Genomic DNA, 18984 nt, shown 5'->3' on the forward strand with positions numbered 1-18984 from the left:
TGGGGGAGAATATGATAGATGAAATAATCTCCGACGTGGAGGGGCGGATGAAGAAAAGCATCCAGGCCCTCGAAAAGGACTTCGGGGCCATCCGTACCGGGCGCGCGAATCCCGCCATCTTCGACGGGGTCAGGGCCGACGTGTACGGTTCCATCATGCCGCTCAATCAGCTCGCCACCATTTCGTGCCCCGAGCCCAGGCTGGTCGTCATCCAGCCCTGGGACCGCAGCACGCTCGGGGCGATCGAGAAGGCCATTTTGAAATCGGACCTCTCGCTCAACCCCAACAACGACGGCAACCTGATCCGCATACAGATCCCGGACCTTACCGAGGAGCGCCGCAGGGAATACGTCAAGCTCGCCCGGCAGAAGGCCGAGGAGTGCAGGGTTTCGATCCGCAATGTGCGGCGCGACGGGAACGAAATGGTAAAGGAACTCGAAAAGAGCAAGGACATCTCCGAGGACGATTCCAAGGGTGCGGCAGGTCGCATACAGAAGCTCACCGATAAGTACACGGAAGAAGTCCAGAAGACGGTCGACAACAAGGAAAAGGAGATCATGCACGTCTGATACGCGTGCATGATCCCCTCCCGTCAAGGAACCCGAAACCGCGTGGCACACAGGGACTACCAAAGCCTGCTGGACAGAACGAGGATTCCCTCGCATGTCGCCATAATTATGGACGGTAACGGGCGATGGGCCACGCGGCGCGGTCTCTCGCGCCTGGAGGGACACCGGCGCGGGGCGCAGGTGGTCGAGTCGCTCATGGACGCCGCGCTCGAGCTTGGCATCAAGGTCGTGTCCCTGTACGCGTTTTCGACCGAGAACTGGTCCCGCCCGCGGGAGGAGATCCGGGGGCTCTGGAAGCTCCTGGAGCTCTTCTTCGAATCCAATATCGAAAAGCTCAAAAAGCGCGGAATCCGGGTAAGGCACACCGGGAGCGAAAAGCACCTTCCCGCGGATACCCTTGAGGTGATCCGGCGCGCGGTGCGGGATACGCGAAGGAACAAAAAAATAGTCCTCAACTTCTGCCTCAACTACGGCGGGCGCCAGGAGATCGTCGACGCGGTGAACGCCTGGGCGGCGAAGCGGGGAGATTCGGAAAAGATGACTGCGGAAAAAATGCGCCGCCATCTTTATTCCCCGGACCTTCCCGACGTCGACCTGCTTATCAGGACAAGCGGGGAATACCGCCTGAGCAACTTCCTGCTATGGCAGCTCGCCTACGCCGAGCTTGTCTTCGTGAAGGTGCTCTGGCCGGATTTCGGCGCGCGGCACCTGTACCGCACCATATACGAATACCAGAACAGGGAAAGGAGATTCGGGGGATTATGAGCGAAACAGCGAAGCGCATTGCGAGCGCGGTAGTGGCACTTCCGGTATACCTCTACGGGTTCGCGACGGACCAGTTTCAGTACATTCCCATACTCGTCATTTCGACGATCATTTCGCTCGGCTGCCTCTGGGAGTATTATCAGATTGCGGGGAAGGATGAAAAACGGAAACCGTTCATCGCCGTCGGAATGATAGTGGGCACGCTCGTCAATATCATCATGTACCTGTACGCGTTCGGCAAGGTGCTGGGGTATTCGGCCTATATCCAGAATTTCGACGCCCGCGTGCTTCTGGCGATTCTTACCCTGGGGCTGGCAGCGCTGGTCACGCTCCAGATTTTCAAGCGTCCCATCGAGGGAGGGATATATTCCCTTGCGGTGACCGTATTCGGCGTCATATTCCTTGTTTTTTCATTTTCCCATATCATACTCCTCAAGTCGCTGCGTGACGGCTTCTACTACATCCTCATCCTGAATGCGGCCGTGATGCTGAACGACACCTTCGCGTATTTTGGCGGGGTGAATTTCGGAAAGCACAAGGCCGGCTTCGCGGTGTCTCCCAACAAGTCGTGGGAGGGTTACTTCTCGGGGCTCCTGGGAACGGTCCTCGCGATGATACTCTTCAGCCAGGGCATCGAGGCGTTCGCGGGGAAGGAGCTTTTTACCACGATTGAAGCGACCCTCCTGGGCATCGCCCTCTCGGTGATCGGCAATATCGGCGACCTCGCGGAATCGGCGATCAAGCGGGACGGCGCCATCAAGGATTCCGGCTCCCTCATCCCGGGGCACGGAGGCTTCTGGGACGTATTTGACGCGCTCGTCTTGACGATGCCGCTGTTCTATTATTACCTCGTACTTACCGGCGCACAGTAAGCGCGGCGGATGTCACGCACCGTAACCATCCTGGGCTCGACCGGATCGATAGGCGTATCGGCCCTCCGGGTCCTGGGGCATTTCCGGGACGAGTTCAGGGTACTGGGCCTGAGTTGCAACCGGAACCTCGAGCTTCTGGCGCGTCAGATACGCGAGTTCTCCCCGCGCGCCGTCGCGGTAGGAGCCCCGGACCTGGTTAAAACGGCGCGATTCTCGGCCCTCCGTGAAACTTTTCCGTCCGTGGAGTTTCTTACCGGTCCTGAAGGGATTCGGGAGCTTGCCTCCCGGGAAGCAGATATCCTGGTGTCGGCGCTCGTGGGCGCCGCGGGGCTGTTGCCGACGCTGGCCGCCCTGCCGCATGTGAAGCGCGTAGCACTGGCGAACAAGGAGACCCTGGTGATGGCCGGGGAGTTATTTATGAAGCGTGTCGCCGAATGCGGCGTCGAGCTCATTCCCGTCGACAGTGAGCACAGCGCGGTGTTCTCACTGCTTGACCGGGTCGGGAAGGAAGACCTGGCGCGGATCGTGCTCACGGCGTCGGGGGGGAGCCTGCGTGACCGTCCCGCCGCGGAGCTCGCGAGCGTGACTCCCGCCGAGGCGCTCGCGCATCCCACGTGGAGCATGGGGAGCAAGATCACCATCGATTCGGCGACGATGATGAACAAGGGGCTCGAGGTGATAGAGGCACACCATCTTTTTGGAGCCGCGTACGACATAATCGACGTGGTGCTGCATCCCGAGAGCGTTGTACACTCGATGGTGGAGGCGCGGGACGGCGGCATCTACGCATTCCTGAGCGTGACCGATATGGCCCTCCCCATCATGAACGCGCTCATGCACCCGGAAAAGCGCGCCAACCCGTTCGGGCGCCTGGACCTTGCGGGCGTGGGGCGACTTACATTCGGGCAGTGTGACAGTATAAAATTTCCCGCGCTGGAACTCTGCTACCGGGCGGGACGCGCGGGCGGGACGCTCCCCGCGGTGCTCAACGGCGCCAACGAGGTGGCGGTCGGGCTTTTCCTTAACCACGAGATCCGCTTCACGGATATCGTGAGGACGGTGGAGCGGGTAATGGACGAACATGTCCCGGAGAGCGGAACCGGGATCGAGGACATCTTTCGCGCCGACGAATGGGCGCGGGAGAGAGCATATACAATCGCGAGAGGTTAAGAAATGGCAACACTTACGTATATACTCGCTGCCGTGGTGCTCCTGGGGCTGTGCATCTTCGTGCACGAGCTGGGACACCTGCTTGGCGGCAGGCTGGTCGGCATCCGGGCGAGGATATTCTCGATCGGCTACGGGAAGGGAATTTTGAAAAAGGAGATCGGCGGCACGACCTACCAGGTCACGCTCATCCCCCTGGGCGGATACTGTGCGTTCTACGGGGAGGACCCGTCGGAAGAGCGCAAGGGCGAGGCATACGAGTTCCTGAGCGCCCCGCCGCTCCGGCGCATCGTCCCGGTCGTCATGGGACCGCTCTTCAACCTGTTTTTCGGCATCGTGCTTTTTTTCGTCATGAACATGGCGGGATATTCGGTTGAAACGAACCGCGTCATCATCCCGGAAGAGTTTAAGTCCGGTGACTATGTCTCCCCGGCGCACACGGCGGGCATCGTGAGCGGGGACAGGATCGTGGGAATCAACGATAAGAAGATCGCCGGGTTTTCGGACATCCAGAGCGCGATCGTGTTTTCGAACGGCGAGCCGGTCCGCATAAAAGCGGAGCGCGCGGGCGAATCGAAGGAATACACGGTAAAGCCGCAGAAGTTTTCGGAAAAGGGATATTACACGATAGGTGTGATGCCCTACGGCGAACGGGTGCTCGTGGTGCGGGTGCTCGACAGCGAGGCGGCCGCGAAAGCGGGCCTGGAGCAGTTCGACGAGGTGAAATCGATCGACGGGAAGGCGGTGAAGTCGCCTGCCGAATTCACCGACTACGTGCGCGCGCACGCGGACAAGCCCCTCATGCTCAAGATCGTGCGCGCGGGTCGCGATCATGACATACTGGTGACGCCGCGCTCCCGAGAGCTCCTGCGCATAAAGGATTTCGTGGACGACAGGTTCCCGGCCGAAAAGCGCGACGTGACGGTGGACAAGCTCGACCTCGTGAAAACGGGAATCTCCCGGGGAACGGTAAGGCTGAACGGCGAAACCGTGTCCTCGATCGAGGCCTTCGAGAAGAAGCTCGCGGGACTCAAGGGAACGACGGTGCGCATCGAAAACGCGGGTGGCTCGTACCGCGGCGTGGTCGCCTACGAACGGTCGGGATTCGTGGGAATCGAGACCGCGATCGCGCCCGAGATGACGGATCTCAAGTACGGCCTTGCCGAGGGTTTCGTGAAATCGCTCACCGATCCCTTCGACTTCATCGTGATGAACCTCAAGGGCATGGGCATGCTCTTTTCCGGGGAGCTTGACGTGCGTCAGAATCTTTCGGGGCCCATACGCATCGCGAAGATCGCGGGCGATACCGCGTATTACCGCGGCATCTCGGCCTTCATCGTGCTCATGGCGAAGATATCCATCATCCTCATGGTGATGAACCTCCTCCCGATCCCCGCGGTGGACGGGAGCTTCATCCTGTTCTTCCTGTTCGAGGCGCTGGTGGGCAAGCCCATAAGCCAGAAGGTGATGGAGCGCATCCAGTTCGTGGGAGTGGCGCTTCTCATCGTGGTGGGGGTGCTCGTCATATTTAACGACCTGAGCTTCCTGCCATTCTTCCAGAACATGTTCAACTGACGCGTAGTCCACACCGTAGAGACGTCCCGCCGGGACGTCTCTACGGTGCGACCGGCCGGCGAATCGGCTAGAGAATAAGCGGCAGCTTCTCCAGCAGCGCTTTCATGATGGTTCTGCACGCCTCTTCGAACGCGCCCAGATTCCCGTAGGTTTCGCTCCCCTTCGCGTCCACGATGTCGGACACCCCGCGCAGGATCACCAGGCGTGTCCCGTTCTTCTTCGCCACGTGCGCGATGGCGCTCGATTCCCAGTCGCCCGCGACCGCGCCGTATTTCCGGACAAGCCCGGGGATGTTTTTGGGGTCGATATCCTGGTCGGCGGAGACCACGATTCCCCTGGATATCTCCGGGTCCAGGATGATCGGGGCCTCGGGCGAGGAGCTGTAATAGTCGATCGCCTCGGCGCCGTCCCCCATGAGCTCGTGGATGTCATAGGTGACGGTCCTCGTGACAAGCAGTATCTGCCCCTTGCGCGCCTTCCCGGCGAATCCGCCCGCGGTCCCGATATTGACGAGCAGGGTGGGATTCCACCTGGTTATCGCGTACTGGGTCGAGGCCGCGGCGTCTATCTTCCCCCATCCCCCGTGGAAAAAAAGCACCTGTCTGGCGGCGCCGTCCCCGCCCGTGATCTCGCGAAAGAAATATTCGCCGTATGGGGTTTTCTCGAGCCGGGAGGGCGGGGGGGAAAGGACTTCCTTGAGGGCGGCCCATTCGGCGTTCGCGGAGACCAGTATCACCACGCCCGGGGATTTCGAGGGCGCGCACGAACACACGGCCAGGGCCGCGATGAGAAACGTTAGGCGATATTTCATGACGATGCTCCTGTTCGGGCATCGCGATGCGGCGGACGCCCGTTGATTGTATGCCGCGGAAATCTTGAAATCGCCATCGAATCGCCGGGACCGATACGCCCGTCATAATTCGGGGAGCACCTTGTCCGCGATAAAGTCCGCGAACGCGCCGCGGAGCCTCCTGATATTGGCGACGATATTGAAATCGCTGGAATGGTCCGGGGTATCGCTCACGAACTTGAACAGGTGACAGCGCGCCCCGTAGAGCCGCGCCGCCTGCACGACCGCGGCGCCCTCCATGTCGGCGAGCTGGGCGAGGAGGGAGACGGCGCGGCGCTCCTCCTCCGTCACCATGGGCCGGTCCTGGGTGGCGAGCGTCGCCCCGGCGACACCCTCAAGCGTGTCGGGAAGAAGCGTCCGCAGGCCCCTCCCGATGAGCTTCGGCCGGTCGGGCTCGACCGCGCGGGTAACCTGGTATATCCCGCCCAGGGGTAATTCGCGCGTGAGCGCGCCGGCCGCGCCGGCGTTGAGAATCACCCGCGCGCCGTGATGAACGACGAGCTCGGCGGCGGCCATCGCCGCGTGCGCCTTGCCTATCCCTGAAATGACGAGCGTATGCGTTCCGCCCGCGTAGACGCGGAAGGGCCGCTTGATCAAGAGCTTCAGGCCGAGCGCGCGGATGAGCGGCTGCGCCTCGAGCATGGTCGCCATGACTATTCCAGTATTCCCCTGCAACGCGCCATCTCCTCGAGCGCCGTGACCGCTTTCCTTCCCTCGTCCCCGAGGTCCAGGGTGAAATCGTTCACGTAAAGCCCTATATGCTTGTCGATAACCTCGTCGTCCATTTCCTGCGCGTGCGACTTCACGTACGCGCGCGAATCGGCAGGATGCGCGCGCGCGTATTCGACTGAGGCCCGCACTATCGCGCCCATGTCGCCGCGCATCGGTGCGAGATCGTTCCTGACCGCGATGCAGCCCAGGGGGATGGGGAGCCCGGTCTCACGCTCCCACCATTCGCCCAGGTCGATCACCTGCACAAGATCATACAGGGGATAGACGAATCGTCCTTCGTGGATTATGAGCCCGGCGTCGAATCGGCCCTCCGCCACACCCGGCATGATCTCGTCGAAACGCACCGCGGTGACTCGTCCCGCACCCGGCATCCAGAGGCGAAGCAGCATGTATGCCGTCGTGTACCATCCGGGGATCGCGATATGGGCGCGTGCCAGATCGATGCCGGGCGTTCGGGAAACCACGAGCGGACCGCAGCCGCGTCCCAGCGCTGATCCCGAATCGAGGAGCGTGTAGCGGTTTTTCAGGAGCAGCCACGCATGGAAGGAGAGCTTGGTGACGGCGTGCCTGCCCTCCAGTGCGCGACGGTTGAGATCCTCGACGTCGCTTATGGCGACGGTGAACGCGAGGCCGCGCGTGTCGATCTTCCCGTGTACGAGCGCGTGGAAGGCAAAGGTGTCGTTGGGACAGGGGGAAAGTGCGATATCGACGGTTTTCATGGCGCGTTTCAGGCGGACGCGCTGGTGTTTTCCCGGTAGTGACGCACGGTTTCCGCGGTGAGCGGGATGAGGAGCGAGGCGGTTGTGGTAACATCGTCGCACGAAATTACGAACGTGGAGAGCTCCACCCCCAGGCCCCTGAGTATCATCGCGATGAGCACGAGACCCACGCCGGCGCCCTCGTTTTCGGGGTTGTCCGCGTTCATGAGAAAGTACTCCGAGATATCGTTGCACACGCGCGCGTCCTCGAGTTTCTTACGCACGGTCTTGAGCTCGGAGGGCGTCATGGGAACCGGGTTGGTCACCCTGAGGCTCAGGATGTCCTCGTCGTTCACGATGAATTCGATTTCGGCGGTGATGTTTCTCTTGCGCGCGATGCGCGACAGGTTTTTCGAGTCCTCACGCGAGATCTCGAGCTTGAACAGCTGGAGTGCCATGTGGTAATCGATGAGGCTGTCCGCCTGGTTTTTCGGGGTGTAGTTCTCGAAATAGATGTTCTTGTAATTGGCCTTGACCGCGTTGATTATTAGTTCCTTCAGGCAGGTGTATATGGGGCTCAACAGGACCAGGCAGTCGCGCTGCCGAAGCATCACGGCGAGGAGCTTTTTCATCCGGTTTTCACTCGTGGAGGTGACCGCGTAGGTGATGAGCCGGATGCTCTGGTTCGCCTTTATATGTTCAAGTACCGCTTTCATGTGGGGACGTTTCGTTCGATGATATGTCTTTACCGAAAAGAGCTCCCGCCTTTTCAGGCGGGTGGGTGAATGAGAATCCCAGTACACTTTACAGACGGTTACTTTTACTATGAACACTATTCATTTGTCAATGGAAAAATCTGCTTGTACACCTTGCCCGCCGGTAGACATACTTGCCGTTCATTTTTACATTAGAATCGGGCCTGGGGGCACACGGCATGAAAATCGCGCTCGGTGAGCGGTGGGGAAGGGAAGGTGGATACCGGGAGCTCCTGGTACTCGCGCTCCCGCTCGTGCTTTCGACCGCCTCGTGGTCGATACAGCTTTTCGTGAACAGGATGTTCCTTGCCTGGTATTCCAGGGAAGCCATCGCCGCGGTGGTACCCGCGAGCATACTCAACTTCTCGACGATGAGTATATTCATCGGTACGGCGAGCTACGTCGGGATAATCGTCGCGCAGTATTTCGGCGCCCGGCAGCCGGGCCGGATCGGGGCGACCGCGTGGCAGGGCGTTTACGTCGCGCTCATAGGGGGCGTCTTCCATGCGCTCATGATACCCTTCGCCCCCGAGATATTCGGCGCTATCGGCCACGACCCGGCCGTGCAGGCGTACGAGATCGAATATTTCATGATAATAAACGCGGGGGCGTTCTTCGGGATCGCCTCGTCGGCGTTCGCGGGATTTTTCACCGGGATCGGTAAGCCGTGGCCCGTCATGTGGGTCAATGTAGCCGGGACGGGGGTCAACATCCTCCTTGATTACCTGCTCGTATTCGGCAAGGGCGGTTTCCCGGAGCTTGGCGTCAGGGGCGCCGCTATCGCCACTGTCGTCGCCGGCCTTTCCTACTGCGGTCTCTACGTCGCGCTCCTTGCGAAACGGCATTACCGCATAACGTACCGGAGCCTCGCGGCATGGAGGCCGGACGGGGAGCTCTTCGGCAGGCTCATGCGATTCGGGCTGCCCAGCGGCGTGCAGTTTTTCGTGGATATCGTGGGCTTCAACATCTTCCTGCTCCTCGTAGGGCGGCTGGGCACCGACAGCCTCGCGGCCACGAACATCGCCTTCAGCATCAACACGCTCGCCTTCATGCCCATGATCGGGATCGGCATCGCGGTGTCCGTGCTCATGGGACAGTACCTGGGCGCCGACAATCCCGCGTTCGCCGGTCGGAGCGTCTGGTCGGGCTTTCATCTCACCCTGCTCTACATGGGAACGATCTCCCTCGCGTACGTTCTCGCGCCCGGCGTGTTCATATGGCCCTTCGCCGCGAACGCGGAGGTCGGGGAGATGGGCGCGGTCTACGCGACGGTCGCGGTACTGCTTCGCTTCGTGGCGGTCTACAGCGTGTTCGACACGCTCAATATCGTGTTCGCCTCGGCGCTCAAGGGAGCGGGCGATACGCGCTTCGTGATGTACATGCTCTGCTGCGTCTCGCTGTGCGTGCTCATCGTCCCCACGTACCTGGCCCTCATCGTCTTTCGCGCGGGGATATACACGGCCTGGTACATCGCGTCGGCATACGTGATCCTGCTCGGGTTCGCGTTCCTGCTGCGCTTCATGGGCGGAAAATGGCGCTCCATGAAGGTGATAGGCGAGCCGCACCCGGCCATAGTCTCGAGCCATCCTGCGGTGCCGGCAACCGAATTCGAGCCCTGAGGGGAGAGGGGGTCCGATACATCCGTCCGGCGTCCATTCCGGCCCCATCCTGTATCGGCGCAGCCCGCTTCGCGAAATACCGGACGCCGTTCCCCTTGACCGTCCCGTTGAATCCCGGGAATATTTCCCCGCAATGGAAAAATTACATACCCCGGCAGCCGCCCCTCGCAATAATCTGAAAATTTCAGTATTATATTTTCGTGAAACGGGAACCCGTTACGTCGGCGCACCACATCATTTGCTCCGCCCGGGAAAGGGCCGATTCGCTCACGGGCGTTTCCGTGCGATAACGCCTGCCGGGGCGATTAACCATTGACATTTAAATCGGTCGCCGATAAATAGGGCTCACCCCAGGATGAAGGAGCAGACTTATGGCGTACGGCGTGAATATCGACCTCAGGAAAACCAATAAGCGCAACCTCATCATCGACCTTTTCCGGAGGAACGAATACCTGTCGAAGATCCAGGCGAAGAAGCTTTCCGGGTATTCCATGGATACCGTGCTTTCAATTTTCGACGGGCTCGCCAGGGACGAGCTGATCGTCCCCTCCGAGGGCGCACAGAAGCCGAAAGGCCGCAAGGCGGTCTTCTTCCGCCTGAACGGCGAAAAGCTCTATTATCTGGGCGTCACCTTCAACCAGGCCAGGATACTCAGCACGCTCGTCGATTTCTCGAACCGTGTCCGCGACACCGCAACGACCGAGCTCGCGCTCGGGATCGGGAGGGAGCAGTTCCTGGAAATTTTTCGAAGGCACCTCGGGGAATTTTCCGCGAGGCTCGCCGGCGTGGCGGGCCGCATCAGGAATATAGGCTGCTCGATCCCCGGCGATATAGACGCGGCGACCGGCGTTCTGCGCAGCTACGTGTTCATGCCGTTCCTCGAAGGGGTGAATTTCTGCGACATCCTTCACGAGTTTTTTCCCGAAAGGGAGATCGAGGTCGAGCACAATATCAGGAGCATGACCTCGTATGTCCTGTACAGCTCGGACCTGGTGCGGAGGTACCGGAAAATCCTTTTCGTCTCGGCGCGTTCCGGGGCCGCGAGCGGTCTCATCCACCACGGCGAAATCGTAACGGACCGCGGGGAGATGGGCCACGTGCGCGTATCGGACGAGGACCGGCGGTGCGCGTGCGGCAGGCGGGGCTGCCTGGACCTGTACTTTTCCCACCAGAGCATATCGGAGGCGATATCGTCACTGGGGGCGGGGAGCGGCGCCGCGGCGGGGCACCACGATCTGCAGGAGATAATTTCCCTGTACGGGAACGATGCGCCCGGCGTGCGCGCCATGATGGATGAGCGGCTGCGTTATTTTTCGTCCGCGCTGCTGGACATGGTGAACATCCTGGAGCCCGACCTCGTGATCCTGTCGGGCGAGCTCCTGGAGGCCTACGGCGACCCCGTGGCCCGCATTCGCGCCGCGCTCGCGGTCGAGTACGCGGATTCGGGATCGGTGACGAACCTGAAAAACGCCGAAATTATATTCATGAAAACGGGCATAGAGATCGCCGCGACGGGCGTCTGCTATCACCTCATCAATAAGCACTGGGGCTACGTGGAGAACGGCGACCTGGCGTGAAGCGGTCAGCCCGCCTTGCGGCGCGCGATTTTCGCGCGGTGAAGATGATGGTGGAAGTGGTGTTTATACACCGGCTGGAGTTTTTTCCAGTCGTCGCGCGAGAGCCTTCCCCGGCACTCGCGTGATCCGCACATGCACTGGAAATCCCAGTCGCGCCCGGTGCAGTCGGTCGCGTAGTCGTAGGTAATCTCCTCGCCGGGTACGATATCGCGGCGCGCCACGAGCATCTCCCCCTCGTACCAGCAGTTGGGATCGCAGGAATGGTTCATGAAATTGGAGTCGTCCGTGAGCACGTCCTCGATCCCGACGTAGCCGGAGAAGAGATCGGCGCCCACCTGGTAGCAGTAGTTCAGGAATATACGCCTCTGCCCGTCCGGGAGCTTCTGGATATCATCCCAGGACAGGTATATCTGCCTGTTGCTGTCGCCCTCGTGCTGCATCCAGATGAATTCCCTTTCGAAAATGGGTTCCTCGGCGTAAAGCCCGAACTCGCTTCCCTTTTTCCTGCGGCTGATCTTTGCGCTCAGCATGTGGTGGTGCTCCCGGATGAAGTGCGCCGGACCCGGCAAGGGGACGGCGAAGCAAGAGACATAATTCTAATCGTAACCGTCCATCGATGCTTGCAAAAAAACGTGTAAAATTGCAAGACATTTTTGGAAAATTCTGGTTGAAGGATGGGATCACGGGGGCCATTTTATTTGGCCCTCTTGAGGTTTTCAGAAATTCGAAGTATATTTGAAGGCAAATAGTCTAAGGCCATGAACGAATCTCACTACACAATGCCCGAGATGCTCCATTTCGACCTTGACGAAATACGCCGCTATCTCGACGAGAAATCCGCGCCCTGCTCGGAGGCGGAGCTGTTGCGCGCGCTCACGCGCGACGAGCTTCCCGGCATGAGCCAGGACCTGTTCGTGATGCACTTTTCCCTCTACCATGCACTCTATCTGGTCAGGGAAGCCGTGGGCGGGGAGGGGCTGTATCTGCACCTCGATCCCATGCGGATTCGCCTCCTGCCCGTTCCGGAGGACGGCATTTGCCGCCACTACAATCCCGATGCCGGCGCGTACTGCGGGGACCGTGCCGACGATTCCGGGTACTGCGCGGGACATCGCCTGCTGCACCCGGAGGGCTTGTCGGGCCTTTCCTACGATTGCGTGCGCGAGTTCTATCTGAACCCAGGGAACATCCAGTTCGGAAGAAGCGATCTGTTGAAGAGACTGCTGAATGGTGTGTTCGTGTACGCGTTCAAGCGGGGGGAGATCGAGAGGGCGCTCGGGGTATTCGGGCTGTACCGGCCTTCAAAGAGCCAGGTGCGCCGCCGCTACCGCGAGCTCGCCAAAAGATACCACCCCGACCTGCATACCGAGGGCGAATCGAGGATGAAGGAACTGAACAGTGCCTACGGGGTGCTGAGCGAGGTCTTTATCTTGTAGCAAATGCGCGGCGGCTTCCGTCGGGTTTACGGGTTCCCGTCTCCCTGCTCCTCGTCCGGATCGTTCCTGTCGATGAGGGCGACGATTTCATCGAGCACCTGCGGGGCGAGCCGTTCGATCCCGGCGCGCTCATCCGCGGTGAAATCCGCGAGCAGGTAGTCCGCTACGGGAATCTCCGGGTTCGCGGGCCGCCCCACGCCGATGCGCACGCGGTGAAAATCCCCCGTGCCAAGCTCCTGCATGATCGACCGGATGCCGTTGTTACCTTTATGGCCGCCCCCGAATTTCGCGCGGAAGACGCCGAACGCAAGCTCGATCTCGTCATGGATGACGATCAGGTTGTCGGGCGGTTCCTCGTGCCAGGCGAGCGCCTCCCTGACGGAACGGCCGCTCAGGTTCATGAAGGTCTGGGGAAAGACGAGCAGGCATCGTTCGTCGGCGATGCGGCCCGAGCCCGTGAGTGCGCCAAACTCCTTCCTGGACGGGGCGATCGAGTACCGGGACGCGAGCATCTCCCCGATCATGAACCCGATATTGTGACGGTTATTGCGGTATTTTTTCCCGGGATTTCCCAGACAGGCGATTATCTTCATTGCAGGTGTGGTATGGACGGCCTTCGGCTTATTGCCGGGCGATGCGGGCATCCATGTATTCCAGCGCTTCCTTTTGGGTGGGGTGGAGCGAAAGGTAGTTGGATACCTCGGTGATGGTGAAAATCTTCATGATGTCCTCGTGAACCCCGAAGATGACGAACGCGCGGTTTTCCCGGTTGAAGTTCTGGTTGAAGCGCAGGAGCAGGCCCAGTGTCGCGCTGCAGATGAAGCTTACCTCGGAGAAATCGAGGACGAGATTTGTCCGCTCCTCCATGAGGCGCTCGATCTCCTCGCTGAAAGTCTGGATGTTCTCATTGGTTAAAGAGCCCTCGACGCGGAGGAGCGCATATTTGTCGGTGATCAATCGTGATGTCTTCATAATCTCCGGAACGCGATTAGTGCACATTGATACCCCCGGCGCCGGGCGGCGCGCCTAAATCCAGGAAACCTGCACACTCCTCACTTTCTTATACCCGAGAGTCAGTGGACGTCAAGATTTTTTTATATGGTCCGATAGGTCCCCGGCGGGTATCCGGGACGCTGAATGGCGTTCGGGATAAATATGTTGACAATTACGTGCCTGATTCTAACGTTGCAGTGTCAACCGGACCTGAGGTAAACGATGAGATCTGCCAGAATCGTTTCTCCCGGAAAGATAGAAATCGTCGAGGAGAACACACCGGAAGCAGGGGAGAAGGTGCTGGTGCGCCTGAAAAAGGCGGCCCTGTGCGGTTCCGACCTCCCCTATTTCAGTAAGGCCTACAATCCCGCGCACTATCCCTTCCCATCCGGGTACCCCGGGCACGAATGCCTGGGCGTCGTCGAAAGGCCCGGCGCGAGCGGGTTCCGGGCCGGCGATCTCGTCATGTATTATCCCACCGCCCTGGACGCGTTCAAGGAATTCCATGTCGCCGATCCGGGACGGCTGCAGAAGCTCCCCGCGGGACAAAATCTCGATGTCCTGCTCATGACGCAGCTCCTGGGCGCCGTGGCGCATTCCGCGTTCAGGATCGACCGGCCGTACAACAAGTCGGTCCTAGTGATGGGCGCGGGTCCGGTGGGACTGTTGTTCATATCGCTCATGAAAAATTTCGGGGCCAGGCGGATTATCGCCGTCGATCCCCTGGACTACAGGCTGGAAGCCGCGAAAAAAATGGGCGCGGATATCGCGCTCAATCCCGCATCGTGCACGCCGGCGACCGAGGTCGCCTCGCTCACCGCGGGCGCCGGCGCGGACATCGTGATTGACGCGTACGGGCAGGATACGGCGGTCATCAACGCGTGCTTCGACCTGGCCTGTCACAGCGGGCAGGTGGCATTTTTCGGCATTTGCCTGGAGGAGCGCCCGGGACTCAATTTCAACGTGTTCTTCCGCAAGGAGCTCCGCATGGTCGCCTCCGTGGGCCCGGACCTTTCGGTCGATTATCCTTACGCGCTCGACATGATACTGAAAGGCGCGGTGGACGTTTCGCCCCTCATCACCCACGTAATGCCGTTCGAGCGGATACAGCAGGGTTTCGAGACGGCGGTCGCAAGGGCGGACAGAGTTATAAAGCTGATTCTAGATTTTTAACCAGGAATAGAGATATGCAACGTTCACGATTTTCAGGGTACACCGCGTGCGCCGCGGCGCTGGCGCTGGGTGCCCTCTTCGTATATTATGCCTTCCTGAATGTTTCCGAGCACGAAATCATTTCGCTGGAAAGCCTGAGTCTCAGCGCGTATTCCGCGATAACGATCCCCATCGCCATGGTAGCCCTGCTCCTGTGCGGCACCGGCTTCTGGGTGGGGTGGACGATATTAACTATTAAGGTGGCACCTCCTATGCCTGAAATTGTGGAAAAGAAAGACTTTGCCAAGATCAAGGCCCTGATCCTCTGCCTGCTGGTCCTGGCCATATCGGCATCGTTCGTCTACGGGCTGTACATTCGCAGCTACTGGGCGCTCGCGCTGCCCGCGGCCGCGGTGACCCTCGTGGTGCTCGGCATGGTATTCTGGGTCGGCATCGCGATCATCACGGCGCGAGCGACCCTGCCCGAGGGCAAGAAGTAATCCATGAGATGAGGATTCTGTTTCTCTGCTACAGGGGGAACCCCTTCTGCGGCGGGCAGGGGATTTACCTCTACCATCTCACGAAGGAACTCGCGAAGCTGGGCGCCCAGATCGACGTGATCGTGGGGCCGCCCTACCCCGAGCCCATCGAGGGATGGGCGCGGGTGTACAGGCTCGACAACCTGAACCTGTGGGCGGAGCGCACGCGGAGGCTCCCCTACGAAAAGCTGGTGCGCGTTCTCTCTCCCTGGCATTTCACCGACTACATGCTCACGCGCTTCCACGTTTTCCCCGAGATGGAGACGTTCAGCATGCGCGCCTTCTTCCTCCTGGGGAACCTGCTCCGCGAGCGTCGCTATGATATCATACACGACGTGCAGTGCCTCGGCTGGGGGCTCCTCCCCATGAAGGAGTACGGGATGCCCATAGTGACGACGGTGCACCATCCGCTCTCGCATGACCGGCGGGCGGATTTCATGATTGACAGGAACATGTGGGAAAAGTTCTGCACCGTCATGTTTTACCCGCTCACCATGCAGAAGACGGTAATCAACCGGCTCGACCGTGTGATCACGTCTTCGCGGAGCGGCATAAAAGACCTTGGGTCCGAGTTCGGGGTAAGCCCCGGAAAAGTGTCCGTGGTGTACAACGGGATGGATGTCGAGGGTTTCAGGAACACGGGAGAGAAACGCGAAGGGCGTATGCTCCTCTTCGTGGGAAATACCGAGGACCATAAGAAAGGCATGCGCTATCTCTTCGAGGCGCTCAGCCTTCTCCCGGAAGACGTGACCCTCACCATAGTGGACGAGGGGCCGCCCCGGCGCCTGAGCGCATGGACCATCATCACGGAGATGGGGCTCGAAAAACGCGTGCGGTTTACCGGGAAGGTAGATATATCGGCCCTCGTGAGCCTTTACTCGAGGGCGACCGTCCTCGTGATGTCGTCCCTGCACGAGGGATTCGGGCTCCCGGCCGCGGAGGCCATGGCGTGCGAGACGCCGGTGGTCGCGACGACGGCAGGCGCGCTGCCCGAGGTGGTGGGGGACGACGGCGCGGGCATCCTGGTGCCGCCACGGGACGGTAAGGCGATCGCCGACGCCGTCATGAAGCTTCTGGGCGACGGGAAGCTTCGACGCGAAATGGGAAAGAAGGGGCGCAAGCGCACGGAGGAAAAATTCGCGTGGCCGGTGGCGGCGAAGAATACCCTGCAGGTCTACCGTGACGTGATCGAGTCGTATAGGAGGGCCGTATGAAGATTTGTCTGTTGAGCTATCGGGGCAATCCCTACTGCGGGGGGCAGGGCATTTATCTCATGTATGTCGCGCGCGAGCTCGTCAAGATGGGTCACGAGGTTCATGCGATCGTGGGGCCGCCGTATCCGTTCGAGATGCCGGGCGTGACGCTGCATCGTATAAGCAATCATAATTATTTCAATATAAAAAAGGATTTTATCAAGCCCCATAAGCCCTTCGCGACCTTCGAGCCCCTCAACTTTTACGAATTCTGCGCCTCCAAGTTCGGAATATTTCCGGAGATCGAGACATTTTCGATCCGCGCATTTCTCAAGCTGAGGGACCTTCTCAAGACGCACCGATTCGACGTCATCCACGACAACCAGTGCCTGGGATATGGGTTCCTCCTGATCAACATGCTGGGGGTTCCCTTCGTATCGACGCTGCATCATCCGCTCTCGATCGACCGGAGCACCTGGTTCGAGTACCCTTCGAATTTCGCGCTCAAGATGAAGCGGATCCTTTATTACCCGCTCATCATGCAGACGATCGTATCGAACCGCATGCACAAGATCATCACCGTGTCGCACGATTCGGCCCGGGAAATCAACAAGGCGTTCGGCGTACCCATGGAAAACCAGAGCGTGGTGTACAACGGTATGGACTCGAGCATCTTCTATCCCCTCAAGGGTGTGAAGAAGAAAAGGAACAGCCTCATTTTCGTGGGAAACGTGGAGGATCGCAAGAAGGGGGTGATCTACCTCCTCAAGGCGATGACGCTCATGAAACACCGGGCGCATCTCACCATCGTGGACGGGGGCGCACCCAACCGCAATTACGTGCCGCGCTGGATCGAGCGCTTCGGGATCGCGGACCGGGTGACCTTCACCGGGAAGATACCGCTCACGCGCCTGGTCGAGCTTTACGCCCAGACCGAGATCGCGGTGTGCCCTTCCCTGTACGAGGGCTTCGGCTTCCCGGCGGCGGAGGCGATGGCCTGCGAGGTACCGGTGATCGCCGCCACGGGCGGGGCGCTTCCCGAGGTCGTGGGCGAGCACATGAAGACCGGCTACCTGGTCCCCCCGCGCGATCCCGAGGCGATCGCGGAGGGGATCGATTTCCTGTTCGACAATCCCGCGATCAGGAAAAAGATGGGCAAGGACGCGCGCGTGCGCGTGCTCAAGGAATTCACGTGGGAAAACGCGGCGCGCGAGATGGTTGAGGTCTACCGGGAGGTCATGAGTGCTCACGGTTGATTTCGACCTCCTGGGTGTGAAGAAGGGCCAGCTCGCGCTCGACGCCGGCTGCGGCACCGGGAGGCACTCCTTCGAGTTCCTCGCGCGCGGCGCGGAGGTGCTCGGCATGGACATGGACATGGAATCGGTGCGCAAGGCGCGCTACACGATGGCCGTCATGATGGGAAACGGACAGGCGCACCCCGAGGGACGCTGCCAGGTGCACCTGGGCGACGCGCTCAGGCTGCCGTTCAGGGACGCGACCTTCGACCGGATTATCTGCTCGGAGGTTATGGAGCACGTGGACGACGACGAGCTCGCGGCGCGCGAGCTCACGCGCGTGCTCAAGCCGGGCGGCCGGATCGCGGTGACGGTTCCCACGTACATAAGCGAATGGATGTTCGACGCGCTCACCTACGAATACTTCACCTCCCCGGGCGGGCATGTGCGGAAGTACGTCCCCCGAAGGCTTGTCGCGATACTGAACCGCCAGGGGCTCGACGTCTACGCGGTGGATTTCAGGCACGCCCTTCATACCGTGTACTGGATGATCCGCTGCGTCGTGGGGCTCCACCTGGAGAACCAGCCGCTCACGCGCGGCTACCGGACGTTTCTCACCTATGGAATGGGCTCCCGCTTCATGGAGCGTTTCGAGGGCCTGCTGGATAATCTCTTTCCCAAGAGCGTGATTCTCTACGCGGTAAAAAAATAATTATTGCATTGCGCCCGGAACCGCTGTTTATTACAAACTGGCTCAGGGTTTCATCCATATGAAGAGTTCTTCCCCGTCTTGACTGACGGGTTGTGAGGTTTGACATGCCGGTAAAAAAAATTTCAATCCCCGAGGACGTGATAATAGGAATGTTGAGATCCGTTCCTGAAAGCTCATTGGTGGAAATTTTCTGGAAGGCGGTTGTCAGGGAAGATACCGCGCCTTTGAATTCAGCCGAAAAGCGTGCCGTAAAAGACGCCCTTGACGCATATACGCATGGAACCACAACCAATTGGAAAAGCGTTCGATAGAATTTACCAGGCGAGCAGTCAGGGAATATAAGAAGCTGCCGGAAGGGTATAAAGCCCTTATCGATCTTGCCTTGGGAAAACTGGAAAACGGCGGACTGCTCGATCTCAAGCCGGTCATTGGGGAAAAGGATACCTTCAGGATCAGGATCGGAAAATACAGGATTCTTTTTATCCTGAGAGATAAGATCGCCATAGTTGTTAAAATTGGCTCCCGCGGCGATGTCTATAAATAAT

22 protein-coding genes are annotated in these 18984 nt (G+C 59.8%); 15 read left to right on the plus strand and 7 right to left on the minus strand.

Translation table 11 applies throughout. The features are described from left to right. Positions 1-14: 14 nt before the first annotated feature. The 5 genes from EPN93_16910 to rseP are packed head-to-tail and all read left to right on the plus strand — an operon-like array spanning position 15 to position 4948. Entirely contained in the window at positions 15-569 is a 555-nt protein-coding gene (locus EPN93_16910; GenBank protein ID TAL31811.1) for a ribosome recycling factor, read from the plus strand. 9 nt (positions 570-578) lie between these two features. Continuing rightward, on the plus strand, positions 579-1334 hold the full coding sequence (gene uppS, locus EPN93_16915; GenBank protein ID TAL31761.1) for a di-trans,poly-cis-decaprenylcistransferase: 756 nt from the start codon (positions 579-581) through the stop codon (positions 1332-1334). After that, positions 1211-2206: a hypothetical protein gene (locus tag EPN93_16920; GenBank protein ID TAL31762.1), complete on the plus strand. Its 996-nt coding sequence runs from the start codon at positions 1211-1213 to the stop codon at positions 2204-2206. Before uppS ends, EPN93_16920 begins: the two co-directional genes overlap by 124 nt. 9 nt (positions 2207-2215) lie before the next feature. Continuing rightward, complete coding sequence (locus tag EPN93_16925; GenBank protein ID TAL31763.1) at positions 2216-3376, plus strand: 1-deoxy-D-xylulose-5-phosphate reductoisomerase; 1161 nt, start codon at positions 2216-2218, stop codon at positions 3374-3376. A 3-nt stretch (positions 3377-3379) separates the two neighbouring features. Beyond that, positions 3380-4948, plus strand: coding sequence for an RIP metalloprotease RseP (rseP, locus tag EPN93_16930; GenBank protein TAL31764.1), 1569 nt, complete (start codon positions 3380-3382; stop codon positions 4946-4948). Between the two features lie 67 nt (positions 4949-5015). Here the strand turns inward: rseP and EPN93_16935 are convergent, their stop codons facing one another. The 4 genes from EPN93_16935 to EPN93_16950 form a co-directional block, all read right to left on the minus strand. Continuing rightward, the gene (locus tag EPN93_16935) at positions 5016-5759 is read right to left on the minus strand and encodes a hypothetical protein (GenBank protein TAL31765.1); all 744 of its coding nucleotides are present in this window, start codon (positions 5757-5759) and stop codon (positions 5016-5018) included. 102 nt (positions 5760-5861) lie between these two features. Then, a complete protein-coding gene (locus EPN93_16940; protein TAL31766.1) occupies positions 5862-6473 on the minus strand; it encodes a hypothetical protein in 612 nt (203 codons plus the stop codon). Further along, positions 6452-7249: a 1,4-dihydroxy-6-naphthoate synthase gene (locus EPN93_16945; GenBank protein TAL31767.1), complete on the minus strand. Its 798-nt coding sequence runs from the start codon at positions 7247-7249 to the stop codon at positions 6452-6454. Before EPN93_16945 ends, EPN93_16940 begins: the two co-directional genes overlap by 22 nt. Positions 7250-7257: 8 nt before the next feature. Further along, on the minus strand, positions 7258-7944 hold the full coding sequence (locus EPN93_16950; protein TAL31768.1) for a hypothetical protein: 687 nt from the start codon (positions 7942-7944) through the stop codon (positions 7258-7260). A gap of 218 nt (positions 7945-8162) precedes the next feature. Between EPN93_16950 and EPN93_16955 the strand changes: the two genes are divergently transcribed. After that, positions 8163-9602 (plus strand): MATE family efflux transporter, encoded by a 1440-nt coding sequence (locus tag EPN93_16955; GenBank protein TAL31769.1) that lies wholly within the window; start codon positions 8163-8165, stop codon positions 9600-9602. A 371-nt stretch (positions 9603-9973) separates the two neighbouring features. Beyond that, positions 9974-11179: an ROK family protein gene (locus EPN93_16960; GenBank protein ID TAL31770.1), complete on the plus strand. Its 1206-nt coding sequence runs from the start codon at positions 9974-9976 to the stop codon at positions 11177-11179. 5 nt (positions 11180-11184) lie between these two features. Here the strand turns inward: EPN93_16960 and EPN93_16965 are convergent, their stop codons facing one another. Continuing rightward, positions 11185-11709 carry an SET domain-containing protein-lysine N-methyltransferase gene (locus EPN93_16965; GenBank protein ID TAL31771.1) on the minus strand — a complete coding sequence of 175 codons (525 nt, stop codon included), beginning with the start codon at positions 11707-11709 and terminating at the stop codon, positions 11185-11187. A 228-nt stretch (positions 11710-11937) separates the two neighbouring features. Here EPN93_16965 and EPN93_16970 point away from each other — a divergent pair, with 228 nt between their 5' ends. Next, positions 11938-12615 carry a hypothetical protein gene (locus EPN93_16970; GenBank protein TAL31772.1) on the plus strand — a complete coding sequence of 226 codons (678 nt, stop codon included), beginning with the start codon at positions 11938-11940 and terminating at the stop codon, positions 12613-12615. A 26-nt stretch (positions 12616-12641) separates the two neighbouring features. Here the strand turns inward: EPN93_16970 and EPN93_16975 are convergent, their stop codons facing one another. Further along, on the minus strand, positions 12642-13259 hold the full coding sequence (locus EPN93_16975; protein ID TAL31773.1) for an aminoacyl-tRNA hydrolase: 618 nt from the start codon (positions 13257-13259) through the stop codon (positions 12642-12644). Then, positions 13237-13614 (minus strand): anti-sigma factor antagonist, encoded by a 378-nt coding sequence (locus EPN93_16980; GenBank protein TAL31774.1) that lies wholly within the window; start codon positions 13612-13614, stop codon positions 13237-13239. Before EPN93_16980 ends, EPN93_16975 begins: the two co-directional genes overlap by 23 nt. A gap of 216 nt (positions 13615-13830) precedes the next feature. On the opposite strand from EPN93_16980, the gene EPN93_16985 reads away from it, so the two are divergent. The 7 genes from EPN93_16985 to EPN93_17015 all read left to right on the plus strand — a co-directional run bounded on the left by EPN93_16985 (position 13831) and on the right by EPN93_17015 (position 18983). Next, on the plus strand, positions 13831-14781 hold the full coding sequence (locus tag EPN93_16985; protein TAL31775.1) for a hypothetical protein: 951 nt from the start codon (positions 13831-13833) through the stop codon (positions 14779-14781). A gap of 14 nt (positions 14782-14795) precedes the next feature. Further along, entirely contained in the window at positions 14796-15260 is a 465-nt protein-coding gene (locus tag EPN93_16990; GenBank protein TAL31776.1) for a hypothetical protein, read from the plus strand. Positions 15261-15268: 8 nt separating this feature from the next. Beyond that, positions 15269-16513, plus strand: coding sequence for a glycosyltransferase family 1 protein (locus tag EPN93_16995; protein TAL31777.1), 1245 nt, complete (start codon positions 15269-15271; stop codon positions 16511-16513). After that, positions 16510-17748 carry a glycosyltransferase family 1 protein gene (locus EPN93_17000; protein ID TAL31778.1) on the plus strand — a complete coding sequence of 413 codons (1239 nt, stop codon included), beginning with the start codon at positions 16510-16512 and terminating at the stop codon, positions 17746-17748. The genes EPN93_16995 and EPN93_17000 overlap by 4 nt, the downstream gene beginning before the upstream one ends. Next, positions 17735-18439, plus strand: a complete 705-nt coding sequence (locus tag EPN93_17005) for a class I SAM-dependent methyltransferase (GenBank protein TAL31779.1) — start codon at positions 17735-17737, stop codon at positions 18437-18439. The genes EPN93_17000 and EPN93_17005 overlap by 14 nt, the downstream gene beginning before the upstream one ends. A 104-nt stretch (positions 18440-18543) precedes the next feature. Next, positions 18544-18750 (plus strand): hypothetical protein, encoded by a 207-nt coding sequence (locus tag EPN93_17010; GenBank protein TAL31780.1) that lies wholly within the window; start codon positions 18544-18546, stop codon positions 18748-18750. Next, positions 18708-18983: a type II toxin-antitoxin system RelE/ParE family toxin gene (locus EPN93_17015; protein ID TAL31781.1), complete on the plus strand. Its 276-nt coding sequence runs from the start codon at positions 18708-18710 to the stop codon at positions 18981-18983. The genes EPN93_17010 and EPN93_17015 overlap by 43 nt, the downstream gene beginning before the upstream one ends. The last annotated feature ends 1 nt before the right edge of the window (position 18984 follow it).

It is taken from the genome of Spirochaetota bacterium, from assembly GCA_004297825.1.
GTDB lineage: Bacteria > Spirochaetota > UBA4802 > UBA4802 > UBA5368 > FW300-bin19.

Bases quoted from the DNA above. Each gene is read 5' to 3' on its own strand.
- uppS (TAL31761.1), top strand. From the start codon at position 579: ATGATCCCCTCCCGTCAAGGAACCCGAAACCGCGTGGCACACAGGGAC.
- EPN93_16920 (TAL31762.1), top strand. From the start codon at position 1,211: ATGGCAGCTCGCCTACGCCGAGCTTGTCTTCGTGAAGGTGCTCTGGCC.
- EPN93_16925 (TAL31763.1), top strand. From the start codon at position 2,216: ATGTCACGCACCGTAACCATCCTGGGCTCGACCGGATCGATAGGCGTA.
- rseP (TAL31764.1), top strand. From the start codon at position 3,380: ATGGCAACACTTACGTATATACTCGCTGCCGTGGTGCTCCTGGGGCTG.
- EPN93_16935 (TAL31765.1), bottom strand. From the start codon at position 5,759: ATGAAATATCGCCTAACGTTTCTCATCGCGGCCCTGGCCGTGTGTTCG.
- EPN93_16945 (TAL31767.1), bottom strand. From the start codon at position 7,249: ATGAAAACCGTCGATATCGCACTTTCCCCCTGTCCCAACGACACCTTT.
- EPN93_16950 (TAL31768.1), bottom strand. From the start codon at position 7,944: ATGAAAGCGGTACTTGAACATATAAAGGCGAACCAGAGCATCCGGCTC.
- EPN93_16955 (TAL31769.1), top strand. From the start codon at position 8,163: ATGAAAATCGCGCTCGGTGAGCGGTGGGGAAGGGAAGGTGGATACCGG.
- EPN93_16960 (TAL31770.1), top strand. From the start codon at position 9,974: ATGGCGTACGGCGTGAATATCGACCTCAGGAAAACCAATAAGCGCAAC.
- EPN93_16965 (TAL31771.1), bottom strand. From the start codon at position 11,709: ATGCTGAGCGCAAAGATCAGCCGCAGGAAAAAGGGAAGCGAGTTCGGG.
- EPN93_16970 (TAL31772.1), top strand. From the start codon at position 11,938: ATGAACGAATCTCACTACACAATGCCCGAGATGCTCCATTTCGACCTT.
- EPN93_16975 (TAL31773.1), bottom strand. From the start codon at position 13,259: ATGCCCGCATCGCCCGGCAATAAGCCGAAGGCCGTCCATACCACACCT.
- EPN93_16980 (TAL31774.1), bottom strand. From the start codon at position 13,614: ATGTGCACTAATCGCGTTCCGGAGATTATGAAGACATCACGATTGATC.
- EPN93_16985 (TAL31775.1), top strand. From the start codon at position 13,831: ATGAGATCTGCCAGAATCGTTTCTCCCGGAAAGATAGAAATCGTCGAG.
- EPN93_16990 (TAL31776.1), top strand. From the start codon at position 14,796: ATGCAACGTTCACGATTTTCAGGGTACACCGCGTGCGCCGCGGCGCTG.
- EPN93_16995 (TAL31777.1), top strand. From the start codon at position 15,269: ATGAGGATTCTGTTTCTCTGCTACAGGGGGAACCCCTTCTGCGGCGGG.
- EPN93_17000 (TAL31778.1), top strand. From the start codon at position 16,510: ATGAAGATTTGTCTGTTGAGCTATCGGGGCAATCCCTACTGCGGGGGG.
- EPN93_17010 (TAL31780.1), top strand. From the start codon at position 18,544: ATGCCGGTAAAAAAAATTTCAATCCCCGAGGACGTGATAATAGGAATG.